Annotated in this window: 11 protein-coding genes; 6 read left to right on the top strand and 5 right to left on the bottom strand. The window is 64.6% G+C overall.

The window, feature by feature from the left end; translation table 11 throughout:
- Positions 1-40: 40 nt before the first annotated feature.
- The 4 genes from LZC94_19260 to LZC94_19245 all read left to right on the top strand — a co-directional run bounded on the left by LZC94_19260 (position 41) and on the right by LZC94_19245 (position 3,380).
- A complete protein-coding gene (locus LZC94_19260) occupies positions 41-691 on the top strand; it encodes a response regulator transcription factor (GenBank protein WXB19356.1) in 651 nt (216 codons plus the stop codon).
- The gene (locus tag LZC94_19255) at positions 688-2,097 is read left to right on the top strand and encodes a HAMP domain-containing histidine kinase (GenBank protein ID WXB19355.1); all 1,410 of its coding nucleotides are present in this window, start codon (positions 688-690) and stop codon (positions 2,095-2,097) included. Before LZC94_19260 ends, LZC94_19255 begins: the two co-directional genes overlap by 4 nt.
- 74 nt (positions 2,098-2,171) lie before the next feature.
- Positions 2,172-3,212 carry a hypothetical protein gene (locus LZC94_19250; protein WXB19354.1) on the top strand — a complete coding sequence of 347 codons (1,041 nt, stop codon included), beginning with the start codon at positions 2,172-2,174 and terminating at the stop codon, positions 3,210-3,212.
- A 24-nt stretch (positions 3,213-3,236) separates the two neighbouring features.
- Positions 3,237-3,380 carry a hypothetical protein gene (locus LZC94_19245; GenBank protein ID WXB19353.1) on the top strand — a complete coding sequence of 48 codons (144 nt, stop codon included), beginning with the start codon at positions 3,237-3,239 and terminating at the stop codon, positions 3,378-3,380.
- A gap of 40 nt (positions 3,381-3,420) precedes the next feature.
- Here the strand turns inward: LZC94_19245 and LZC94_19240 are convergent, their stop codons facing one another.
- Together LZC94_19240 and LZC94_19235 are read right to left on the bottom strand one after the other, a co-directional pair.
- Positions 3,421-4,056 carry a LysE family translocator gene (locus tag LZC94_19240; GenBank protein WXB19352.1) on the bottom strand — a complete coding sequence of 212 codons (636 nt, stop codon included), beginning with the start codon at positions 4,054-4,056 and terminating at the stop codon, positions 3,421-3,423.
- Between the two features lie 211 nt (positions 4,057-4,267).
- A complete protein-coding gene (locus LZC94_19235) occupies positions 4,268-4,744 on the bottom strand; it encodes an RICIN domain-containing protein (protein WXB19351.1) in 477 nt (158 codons plus the stop codon).
- 1,284 nt (positions 4,745-6,028) lie between these two features.
- On the opposite strand from LZC94_19235, the gene LZC94_19230 reads away from it, so the two are divergent.
- Positions 6,029-7,225, top strand: a complete 1,197-nt coding sequence (locus LZC94_19230; GenBank protein ID WXB19350.1) for an ABC transporter substrate-binding protein — start codon at positions 6,029-6,031, stop codon at positions 7,223-7,225.
- A 268-nt stretch (positions 7,226-7,493) separates the two neighbouring features.
- Here LZC94_19230 and LZC94_19225 read toward each other — a convergent pair whose 3' ends face one another.
- Positions 7,494-7,868, bottom strand: coding sequence for a VOC family protein (locus LZC94_19225; protein WXB19349.1), 375 nt, complete (start codon positions 7,866-7,868; stop codon positions 7,494-7,496).
- A gap of 340 nt (positions 7,869-8,208) precedes the next feature.
- Here LZC94_19225 and LZC94_19220 point away from each other — a divergent pair, with 340 nt between their 5' ends.
- Positions 8,209-10,500, top strand: coding sequence for a hypothetical protein (locus tag LZC94_19220; GenBank protein WXB19348.1), 2,292 nt, complete (start codon positions 8,209-8,211; stop codon positions 10,498-10,500).
- Between the two features lie 61 nt (positions 10,501-10,561).
- Here the strand turns inward: LZC94_19220 and LZC94_19215 are convergent, their stop codons facing one another.
- Positions 10,562-11,647 carry a hypothetical protein gene (locus tag LZC94_19215; protein WXB19347.1) on the bottom strand — a complete coding sequence of 362 codons (1,086 nt, stop codon included), beginning with the start codon at positions 11,645-11,647 and terminating at the stop codon, positions 10,562-10,564.
- A gap of 29 nt (positions 11,648-11,676) precedes the next feature.
- Entirely contained in the window at positions 11,677-12,258 is a 582-nt protein-coding gene (locus LZC94_19210; protein WXB19346.1) for a hypothetical protein, read from the bottom strand.
- Positions 12,259-12,261: the final 3 nt, after the last annotated feature.

The following is a 12,261-nucleotide window of genomic DNA, read 5'->3' as shown; positions in this document are numbered from 1 at the left end:
TTTCTCCATGCACCGGGCGTTGCGCGTAGAATTTCGCGGCGTGCGTGTGCTCGTCGTCGAAGATGATGGCAAATTGGGGAGCCTCCTGTCGCGCGTCTTGGCCTCGCAAGGTTATGCGGTGACCCTGGCCCGATCCGTCCAGGAGACCCGCGCGCGCGCCCTGCGCGACGTGGATTTGGCCATCATCGATTGGATGCTGCCCGACGGCGACGGGCTCGAGGTGTGCACCATGCTCCGGCGCGACGAGTTCGAGGGGCCGATCCTGGTGCTCACCGCGCGCGGCGAGACGAGGGACAAGGTGCACGCCCTCGATCTCGGGGCCGACGACTACCTCACCAAGCCCTTCGAGCTCGACGAGCTCCTGGCGCGCCTTCGCGCGCTCACCCGCCGCGCGAGCCGCGCGCTCGACATCGGCCCATTGCACATCGACGTGGCCAAGCGATACGCCTTCGCCGGGGGCCGGCTCTTGAACCTCACGGCCCGCGAGTTCGATTTGCTTCTTTACCTCGCGCGGCGCGCTGGCACGCCCGTGTCGAAGTCCGAGCTTCTGGAGAACGTATGGGACACGGAGGAGATCGTCATCAATGTCGTCGAGGTTCACGTGAGCCGGCTGCGCGACAAGCTCGGCCCCGAGGCCGCGCTGCTCGAGACCGTGCGCGGCCATGGATATCGCGTCAAGAGCGGGCCATGAACTTCCGCCGCAAAACGGCCCTCCTCGTCATCGCCATGACCGCCATCACCATGGGCGCGGCGTTCGCCGTGGTATGGCGCTATTTCGTAGACACGCAGCGCGAGCAGCTCGACGCCGCCTTGCTCGCGGTCGCCCATCGCGAGGCCTCGGAGGCCGCCACCGGGCAGCTCGAGTTCACCGACGCACCGGGGCCCTCCGCCAACGCGGTGGGGCCGCTCCCGAAGTACGGCGCCATCTACACCATGTACGGCGTGCCGCTGTCGACGACGTCCAATTTCCAGACGATCCCGGAGATGCCGCGGCTCGCGCCCTTCGAGCGCTGCTTCGACTTCGATCACGATGGGACCAAGCTGCGCGCGGTGATCGTGGAGGTCCCGAAGACGACCATGCGCGTCCTCCTCGCGGCGCCGCGCGCGGATCTCGAGGACGACGCGCGCCTGCTCGGGTGGGCCATGACGGTCGCCTTCGCCGTCGGCTGCGCGTGGGCGGGGCTGGTCGCCTCGTTCGTCGCCGCCCGGCTGACGCGCAACTACCGCATCGTCGAGGCGGTGGCGCGGCGGGTGGCCGATGGGGACATCAGCGCGCGCGTGGCCTTTCCATCGTCGGACGACGATCTCAAGCCGCTCGCCGACGATATCAACTCGATGATCGATCGCCTGGTGGGGCTGGCGGCCACGCAAGATCGATTCGTGGCGCACGCGGCCCACGAGCTCCGCACCCCGCTGACGTCGCTCCGCATCGAGCTGGAGCACGCGCTCCGGACGGCGCGCGATCGCGACGAGTACGAAGGCGCCATGCGCGGCGCCCTCGATTCGGCCCGCAAGCTGAGCGTCCTGGTCGAGGATCTCCTGGTCGTCGCGCGCGCCAAGGGCTCGGGCAGCGCGGGCAAAGAGGTCGCCCTTTTGGAGGATTGCTTCGGGGATGCGGTGGCCGACGTCGGGCCGTTCGCGCGGACGCGGGAGGTGCGCATCGAGGTGGTCCCCGTCGCCGTGAACGTGCGCGCGGAGCGCCGGAGCCTGGCGCGCGTGCTCCGCAATCTGCTCGAGAACGCCGTGCGCTTCTCGCCGTCGGGCGGCACGGTTCGCGTGGACGCGGAGCTCCGAAGCGAGGATGTCCGGATCGTGGTGTCGGACGAGGGGCCCGGGATCGCCCGCGCGGATCGGGAGCGCATGTTCGAGCCGTTCGAGCGCGCTGACGGGGACGCCGATCATCCTGGCGCGGGTCTTGGTCTCTCGATCGCGCGCAGCCTGGCGCGGTCGTTTCGAGGGGACGTGACCATCGAAGACGGTCCGGGCGGCCGTGTGGTGGTGCATCTGCCGGTGTCGCGCGAGCCGCTGGAGGATTCGCGCGATTCGGGTGCGCCGCCCGCCCCCGTGCCCTCGATGTCCGACTACGCTGTTCGTTGATCGTACGCGTTCAGCACCACCACACCTACATGTGGATGGCACAATCGAGGGCGGACGCTATAGTGGCATGAACCATGAGCGAGCTATTCGAAGAGCTCGAGCGTGCCGCCAATCGCTGCGAGCGTATCGCGTACTCCTTCGATGACAAGCTCGTCGTCCGCATCGTCGAGCGCGTCCAAGAGCAGATTCAAAGGGCGCACGATGCATGGGCGGGGTCGCCCACCGGCCCCTTTGCGTGCATCTACATTCAAAATCTCGAACCGAGGGCGCCGGGCGAGGCGTTCGACGCGGAGTCGGCCGCGGTGGTCACGGCGGGTGGTACCCACGGTCGGTGGATGTTCTTCGACGAGCACGAGCTCAAGTCGGAAATCTTGCGGCGCACGGGTCTATCGCGCGAGCACTTTACGCACATCGAGAGGCTCACGAAGAACGCCAAAGCCGTATTCCACGATGCGCAGGTCGAGGTCCTTTCGATCCTCGACCTTGCCCTCGCCCATGGCGATGGCGACCCCGCGCTCCAAACGGAGCGCACCAAAATCGCATCGTTGACGAGCCATCGAAAACGGCAAGACGTCCTCGCCGACATGCTACCGACCATGGCGGTCACACGCGAGGCCCGAGCGCGCGCCGAGGGCTCGCGGTCCGCGCCGCATCTTCAGCTCCAAGCCGCCCTCCTCTCCCAATTGTCCTATGCCGTGAACGCGATGAACCTGGCACAGCACGCTCGGTACGTGGCGGGCTTGCTGCGAAAGAGGACCCCGATCCGCCAGAGCTCCGGGGTGCAGACGCGGATTGTCTCGGCGGAGCAGCATCGCAAGGCGGTGACCGAGGCCCAGGCGGCCCTGGTCGAAGACCAAGATGCGCTGGACGCGATCGATCCGTACCTGTTCGAGGCGCTGAGCCAGTTCCTGCGTCGCGCGCGGGGGGTTCGGGTCGAGGAGAAGAGCCTCATTCACGTTCAAGCCGAAATGATGGCAATCTTCGAGGACGTGTGGGGCGAATGGATCGCAAAGGGGATGAAGTCCGGGGTGCTTCCCAAGACGTTACGAACTGCCAAAGCGGTGGCCGGAGATCCGACGCTGGTCGCGGTCGCGAAGTCGTTGATTGAGCCGTGATGGGGCTCCGGGCACCAAGCGTTCGTGGAGTGGTGGGCGACATTCGACTGCCGCGCCGAGGAGTATGACCACTGGGTCCACCACTTCGAAAACGAGGGCTTCGCCAAATGGCTCGCGTCGCTGCGCCAATTCATGGCGAAGAACGGCGCCGGCGCCTCCCCGAGCTGAATCGCACTCCCGTCGCCCCCCTCCCCGCCTTGCAGCGCGATCAGCGCCGCTGGCCTCCCCCCACCATGGCCGTCGTGGCCCCGAGCCCGAGGTAAACGACGCCGCTGATGTAGCGCTGGTAACGCCGGAATGACGCGCGCGTTCGCATCCACTGGCCGAGGGACCCGGCGCCGATGACGTACACGATGTCGGAGACCAGACCAAGGGTGAGCAGCACCAAGCCGAGCACCACGATTTGAAGCGGCACCGATCCCGCGCGCGGGTCGATGAACTGCGGCAAGAAGGCGAGAAAGAAGAGGATGACCTTGGGGTTAAAGACATTGACGACAACGCCTTCCAAGTAGACTCGCCGGAGGCTTTGCGGTGCCGTCGCTGCAACGGTTTGCGCCTCGTCGCGCGCACGCAACGTGCGAATACCGAGGTACACGAGGTACGCGGCGCCGGAGTATTTCACCACGCTGAATGCGATGACCGATTGCGCAATCACGTACGAGAGCCCCGCCGCCGCGATGGCAATGTGCACGAGCGTACCGGTCTCCACGCCGAACGCCGAGGCAAACCCCGACCTCCGCCCCTCCGCGATGCTGCGCGTCATAATGTAGAGATGATTCGGTCCCGGTACTGCGATCAGCGCCGCGGAGGCTACGAGAAAGATCGCTGCAGTCTGCATGTTCATGATGTCGCCACGATAGCCCTTGGCTCGAAGGACGACATCCGAAATCACGTGCCGCCTTGGAGTGGGTGCACATGCAAACCCGCGCGGAGGACGCAGGGGCAATCCCCTGCGCTCCGCGCCAGCTCCCCATTCGCGCTTGGCCATTTGCGGCCAGCACCAGGATCGCCCGCCACCCCGCGAGATGCCTCGCACCTCACAGGCGAGCGGGAGTTCAGGACAGGGACAGGTGTCGAGGTCCGGTGAGAGCTCCTGTCAGCATGGTGCTCGCGACGATCTCCGCCATCGCCGGCACCTGCAGCAGGCTCCAGCGCTGGTTTACGCCACCATGCATGCCCCAGAGCAAAATCGGATTACCTGGGATGATACTGGCTCCCGAGTTGTCGATGACCGCTTGAGGATAGCCGTAGTTGATGATGTAGGACGGAGCGCCAAGCCAGTTCCAGAACTGCGTGGGGCTCATCGTCCACGAGTTGAGGAACAGCTGATTACCCGGCTGCGACGCATCGAGACAGAGGCTCGGGTTCGCGGCCAGCACGATGCGGCCGGTGCTTCCATCCAAGTACCACTGCGTAAATGGACTGCCCGGCGGTTGGAAGGGCGTCAGGATCACGGGCGCCCCCGGCTGCAGCGACGAAACGCCGACGCAGAGGTTCGGATTTTGTCCACTTTGGAGGATATACGGTCTCATGGTTTCTCCTTTATTCCGGCACGGCCGCTGGCCGTGTCGAGACTCTCGCAGGTGCAATGCACTGCTAAATGGGTCCTCGGCAATCCTCGGCTCGTCGTTTGGGCTCAGCATGACGCCAATGAACATGCCGCTCGTTGCACTTGGGTACGATGTGCCTAGCAAGCTCGTTTCTCATCACGTCCGAACGCCGCTCTCACGTCGCGACGCTCTTCCGCGTAGCAGGCAACCTTGCGTGGCCCGCAGGCCGCCCAAGGGCAACCCTCGACCTGCAGCACGCTCGCTCGGGCCCTCGGCTCGGGCCCTCGGCTGAACAAGAGCGAAGGCGCCCTATCCTCGATGTCTCCGGCTGGAACTTCGAGCACTCTTCATGAATACCGCGCGGAGCGAATCTGCTCCGTCGTCGCATTTCGTTCGCCCCCCCCAAGAGGCGCACCTGGATCTCAACCGAGCATTCGATTCAACCGACATGGCAATGCGATCCTTGCCTTTGAATCCGCCCTTCAAGCTTCAAGTCGGGCCGTCCAATCGATCGACGACATCGAAGCTAGCTAGGCAGCTATCACAAAGCAAGACCCAATCGCGGGCGTTTTCATGATTACCTGCTCATCCGAAGTTCTTACTGTGCGGTAGTCGGTGAGCATCGAATTCGCCGATGTCATTTGAAGACCCATCGTTGGATTATGCAATTTCGTATTACTGGACAGCGCATGGCCGATCGCGTGTCGCGTGGTAGACCCTCGAAGCGCGCCCGCCACGGCAGAGCACGGGCGGCTTGCTCAGGTACCGGCGCTCTTCCCTTGCCGCGCGCTCGCACCGACGCAATTTCTGCGCGCTCACCCGCTGGCGACGCTCGAGCTTGCGCGGCACATGGGGCGTGGCGAGCGCCCGGCGAAGCGACCCTTCCCCCAGCGACGAGGGCGCGCATGCGCATCGGCAAGGCGGTGCGCCGCTTATCAAAGTTGCGCCTCGGATTCGCATTCTCCGAGCGCACCACGATATCGTGCATCGGAGCTCGCTCATGAACCGCGAACGTCCAAGATTTATTTTCGAGGCTCGCGACAAAGACCGTTCGCGCCACCGTGCTCGACAGGCAGACCGTTCGATGGCGCAGAGCGTCGAACCCTGGGGTCACAGGGCGCAGGGATTGGTGGCTACGGCATGGAATCCGAGTTAGGAGTCGAGGTCGATTTGGCGTTGACAGTATGAGACTGCAGGCCCTAGTGACGATACGCGCCCCCAGCCGGGTGCTTTCACTTTAATCCTCAACGGAGATGGAAGGCCGTAATGCGCTATGTTGGTGGGCTGCTGATGGCAGCTTTGGCGATCGCTGCCGTGGGTTGCAAGGAAAAGGAAGTCAAGAGCGAGGCAACGCCGGCAACGGGCGAAGCGAAGGTCTCGACGGTGACGGGCGACAAGATCGTGCTTGGACACGTCGGCTCGCTCACGGGTAACGAGGCAACGTGGGGTGATACCAGCGACAAAGGCTTCAAGCTCGCCATCGAGGAGCAGAACAAAAAAGGTGGCATCAAGGGCAAGAAAATCGAGCTGAAGACCCTCGACGACCAGGGCAAGCCCGAGGAAGCGGCGGTCGCGACCACCAGGCTCATCACCCAGGACAAGGTCTCGGTGCTCCTCGGAGAGGTTGCCTCGAGCCGGTCCCTGGCCATGGCGCCCTTGGCGGAATCGAATCTCGTTCCGATGATCTCGCACGCCTCGACCAATCCTCGGGTCACGAAGGATGGCAGCAAGACGCGCTCGTACGTCTTCCGAACCTGTTTCATCGACCCGTTTCAAGGAACGGTCATGGCCAAGTTCACCCACGAAAACCTGAAGATCACCAAGGTCGCCGTGCTGAAGGACGTCGGAAACGACTACTCCGTGGGCCTCTCCCAATTCTTCACCGACAAGTACAAGGCCCTCGGCGGGAGCATCATCGCCGAGCAGAGCTTCAAGGCGGGCGATCAAGATTTCAAGGCCCAGCTCACGTCCATCAAGACCAAGAACCCGGACGCCATCTATGTGCCCGGGTACTACACGGACGTCGCGCTCATCGCACGTCAGGCGCGCGAGCTCGGTATGAAGCAGCCGCTTCTGGGCGGTGACGGTTGGGTGTCGGAGAAACTCTTCGAAATCGCAAAAGGCGCGCTCGATGGCTCCTATTTCTCGAGCCACTACAGCGAAGACGATCCGTCGCCCGTCGTGCAAGAGTTCATCGCCAAGTACAAAGCCGCATACAACGGCTCCATCCCCGATGCCTACGCGACCCTCGGCTACGATACCGCGCGGCTGACCTTCGACGCGCTGGAGCGCGCAAAAGACCTCAGCGGCCCGTCGATCCGCGATGCCATCGAGGCGACGAAGGACTTCAAGGTCGTCACCGGCTCCATCAGCTTCGACGCCGACCACAACCCCGTAAAATCCGCGGTCGTGCTCGGTATCGAAAAGAACAAGTCGAAGTTCGCCGCCACGGTCGCACCGTAATGTGATTTTCGCAACCAGACCCGCGCGGCGACCGATTTTCGCTTTGTGGAGCGGTGGTCCGCGGTTTCTGGTGCTGCGAAATCGATGTCGGGTTCGACGATCGCGTGTGCGCTCAATCCACGCGATCGTCCGACTGGATCGCGTGTGCGTTCAATCCACGCGATCGTGCAACCGATCCTATCGATTCGATGGGTGATTCGTCGCCGACGTTTCGGCGTGCAGACGGGCTGTGTGCCAGGAAGCTGGCTTGGCTCTGGCGCGGCCCGTCTTAGCAGGTCACCTCGAACAGGTGCCCATTTTCGTCCGTGAAGTACACGCGGCCGGCGCCGCCGAGCGGATCGTTCGTGTTCCCGTTTCGTGGAGCCTCGGGGTCGTTGCCAAACGCGATGCGGTGCGCCCGTAGCCGGTCGACGATGTGGCCGAACCGAGCCTCGTCCACCCGAAATGCCATGTGCTGGGTGGTGACGTTCGGAGACGCGGGGGCGGCGAAGAGCAGAAAACATCCGTCATCGAGATCGATGCGGTACATATCACCATCCGCACCATCGGCGGCAGGCTCCGCCGCGCCCAAGATCTCCGCCAGCGTCTGGGCAGACCTGCGCGCATCACGCGCCTCGATTCCGATGTGATCCATTCGAAGCATGGAGTCGAACCGTAGCCTACCTGCGGCAGCATATCCAATATCGCTTCAGCCGCCGAATCGGTAACCGTAACCCGAGGTGCTCCGGTGAGCGCTGGCCTCCGATGCGTTCGCACTCCCGGCGCGCCCCCGCATCGCGGCACGCATCGTTGCGCGTGCCGCGTGGGACGCCATCGCGCGAACCCGGTCCTCCATCGCGGCTACCTCCGCGCAAATCGTATCCCACGTAAATCGACGCCATATGAAGCAATACTCGCCATGCGATCGCATACGTCCGCGCTCTTGAATAAGGTGCCGCAGGCGTCGTCACTCGTAAAACGGTGAATCCCCTGATGGAGGACGAATGAATCGCTTGGTTTACTTCCTTTCGGGCGCCACGCTTGGCGCGTTCTGTCTCTTGAATCCCGCGTGCAGCGGCGACAATGCGTCGGTATCGGTCCCTCACGACGGCGCGGCGACCGACGGCACACTCGGCGCGGGAGACCCCGACGGCGGGCCCGATCCGGACTCCGGTCTGCCGGTGCCCACGGTGGGACGCCTTGCCAGCGGCGGTTGGCAATCGTGCGCGATCGACGCGAACGACAAGTTGTATTGCTGGGGCGCTGACGATTCCCGAATCGCGGTCGCGCCGCGCAAGGTGCGGCCCGATCTTTCATGGGCCTTCGTGTCGATCGGGGTCGACTTTGCGTGTGCGCTGGAGAAGAGTCAGGCGCGCCGCTATTGTTGGGGCTCGAACGACTTCGGGCAGCTCGGCCGCGGAACGAAGACCGGGGCGGAGGGCTTGGGTCCGAGTGAAGCCGGTTGGAGCCAGCTCTCCGCGGGAAGCCAACACGCGTGCGGCATCAAGCAAGATGGAACGCTTTGGTGCTGGGGCCGGAACGATTCGATGGCCGTCACGCCGGAGATCATCGGAGACGCCGGGGAGGTGCCGCGCGAGGTGCTCTCGCCCGTACAAATTGCACCGCCCGCGACATGGACGGCCGTGGCGGCGAGCGCGAAGCACACGTGCGGCATTCGAAGCAATGGCTCGCTTTGGTGCTGGGGCCAGGGCGTGTACGATATCACCACGGAGCCGAAGTACCTCCAGATCGGGACGGAAACCGATTGGGTTCGCCTGGGCGGCGGGGATCGGCATACGTGCGGTATCAAACAGAATGGAACGCTCTGGTGCTGGGGCAGGAACTCGGAGGGCCAGCTCGGGGTTGGGATTCAGTACAGCAACATCTTCAGAAAACCGATTCGGGTGGGCGAAGATACGGATTGGGCCGCCGTTCGCGGCGGAAACCATCATACGTGCGCCCTCAAGAAGGACGGCGCCCTCTTTTGTTGGGGGAGCAACGGGGTCAGTGAGCCCGACGGCACCTCGGGCAGCGAGCCGGCCGTGGGCTCACTGGGCGTGGCGCTGAGCGAGGAGACGCTCTTCGTGCTCCGGCCGACCCGGAACGCGCCCGATCTGCGCTGGGCCGACGTAGCCCCCGCGATCGGTACGATCACCTGGCCCCGCGAGGCCTCGATCGGCAATCACACGTGCGGCCTGCGCCGCAATGGGCGCGTCATGTGCTGGGGGGACGGCTCCCTTGGCCAGCTCGGGGATCCTTCGTCGAACGCGCATCGTCCGCTCAACCAAATCACGAGCGACACGGACTGGCAACGCGTCGGTCCCGGCGCGTGGGCGCTCAAGAAGGACGGCACGCTTTGGACGTGGGGGGTCGTGCTCCGCGCGATCGCGGCCTCCGAATACGAGGGAAGGGAGGTGTGGCTCGCCCGGCCGACCCCGCAAGTGCTCGAACGCGACGTATCCTCGAGCTTCGGCGGACGCGTCGATTTGGCGTTCGATGGCGCGAGCTGCTTCGTGAAGACCAACGGCGCGCTCTTTTGCAATGTGCGGCGCTGCGAGGATCCCGACAAGGACAGGGTGCTGCGTTGTCCGATCCGGCATGAGCAAGTCGGGACCGAGACCGACTGGGCCATGGTGACGACGGGCATGGCGCGCCACGACGGGATGCATCGATGTGCCATCAAGAAGAATGGCTCGCTTTGGTGCTGGGGAGGCAATTTGAGCGGGCAAATCGGTGATGGCACGGACGCGCGCCGGGTCGCCCCCGTTCCCGTCGCCGCGGGCACGACCTGGAGCACGGTTTCCGCAGGGTACAACCACACGTGCGGTGTTCGGATGGACGGAACGGCCTGGTGCTGGGGAAACAACACCAGCGGTCAGCTCGGCGACGGAAGCCCGAATCGCGAGCAACACCGTCCCGTTCGCGTCGGTGGGGACACCGATTGGGCCACGGTCGCGGCGCAGGAGTGGGGGACGCGGGCCTTGAAGAAGGACGGCACCCTCTGGTCATGGGGCCCCACCGTGACGCGCTCGGGCGACGCCACCTGGCGAAAAATCTCGGACCGCACCGGCTCGTGCGGCATCCGAACCGATGGCTCGCTCTGGTGTGACAACACGCCCATGGGGCAAGACAAGGATTGGGCGGACGTCGGATCGGGTCCAATTTACCAGGAGCGCGGCAACGGCTGCGCGATCAAGACCAACGGCACCCTCTGGTGCTGGGGGAGCCCTTCGGGTGCCACGGCCGGTTTGCCGCTTCCCTGGAGCCACGAGCCGAGGCTCATCCAACTTCCGTAAGAGTCGGTCGCAAACGCGCTGCGCATCGCGCGCATGACCCGGGCGATGGTGCGGTAGGGGCTTATGAAAGATTCTCGACGAGCTCGAGAATGCCCTTCGCACCATCGCGGAGCTCGTTGATCGCGGAGAGGACCTCGCCTGGATTTTTGAGCTTGGCGAGCCTCTGGGTAAAGGTCGAATCGTCGATCTCCATACCTGCCTCGGTGAGCAGCATGGCCATATCGTCGGCGAACTTCTCCGATTGCGTGTACACGTCGCGGACCGTGCGGCCGCCGCGCTTCATGGTCATCAGCTTGGCGCCAATCCGGACCCCCTCCCGCAGGCTCCCCGCCTGTTTGAGCTTGGCCTCCAGCCCGTCGACCTTTTTGAAGAGCCTGTCGACGCTCTGGCGCATGCGCGTGACCTCGTTGCGGTATTTCTTCCGGGCCTCCTCGGCGGCATCGGCCTTCGGTTTGAGCTTGCGATGGATTTCTTTGGCAAAGAACGCGAGCTTCTTTCGGAAGCTCTTGTCGGCCTGCTCCCGTTGGATCACCTGTCGCTGCTTGTCGGTAAAATACTTTCCCATCGCCTCGAGGAGCTTGCCCCGGAGCGCCTTCTCGCCTTTGGTCGCTTCGTACAGGGATTGAACGAGCTCGTAGATGTCTTTGGCGAGGCCGTACCAGCCCTGGATCGCGGCGCCGCCGGTCGCCGCGACGGTGAAGGCTTGGTTGGCGATCGAGACGAGCTTGAACGTGGTCCTCACCACGATCGCCACCCGAGCCTCGAGCAAGTTCCTGTCGCCTTGGGCCTCCTTTCGGAGGCGGGCCAGCACGGCCTTGTCGATCTGGCCCTGCATGGACTTGACGGCCCCCTGCACGCTCGTCGACGTCTCGGCGGCCATCTTCTTCGCGCCCGCCGTGTCGCCCTTCGCGAGCAGCTCGCGCGCCTTGGCCTCCAGCTTTCGGACCTCCTCGGAGATCACTTGGGTGTATCGGTCGATCTCCTGGCTCGCGGTGGCGATGCAGCGGTCGAATTTGCTGGATGGGATGGAGCTCTTCGACTCGAGCGTCACGTCGACGACGACCTTGGTGTCCCCGATGTCCAGGATCTTCGCGTCGGGTTTCTTCGGGCAGAGGTCCGAGGTGAGGGTCTTGGTCTTCGTGGCCATGACGCGGCGTTCTCCTTGTTCACCTTCGTTCACGCGGGCGGGGGCGCGTTCCCCTTGTCGGAGAGGCGGGCGAGGACGCGGTCGAGGATGAACAATCGATCCGGTCCCGAGAGCGAGGCGGCCAGGTAGGTCGTGAGGGCACGCGTCTCCTGGAACTGCACCAGGCATTGCCAGACCTGACGCAGCCAATCCATCCACACGGCCTGCCGGGGAGGTATCGCTCCGGCCACGATGGCGTCCGTCATTCCCTCCGCGAGCTTCTCCTCGAAGCGCTCGAGGCGCTGCTCGGCGTCGACCACGATCTGACGCAGCACCACCTCCGCGCGCTCCAGCGACTCGTTGGCGGCGACGTTCTGGGCGCGGCGCACCGCCGAGCGCGCGCGCGCCTCGTCGCCCGTGGCCGCATCCGGCACGCGGAGGATGCGGCTGCGCAGGGAGGACATCTCGGAGCCTTCGGGCAGCCGCAGCTCGGACATCACCTTCTCCGCGGCGGTCAGCCACGCCAGCGCGGCCGCGATGAACTTCGGATCGTTGCGCTGATAATTGTCGATGAGAACCTTCAACGAGCCGAGGTGCTCCCCCAACCTCTCGATGCGCAAGAAGAGAAACACGCC

This window comes from Sorangiineae bacterium MSr11954, from assembly GCA_037157815.1.
Lineage (GTDB): Bacteria > Myxococcota_A > Polyangia > Polyangiales > Polyangiaceae > Pendulispora > Pendulispora albinea.
The sequence above is the reverse complement of the archived record's forward strand: the minus strand, read 5'-3'. Positions and strand labels throughout refer to the sequence as shown.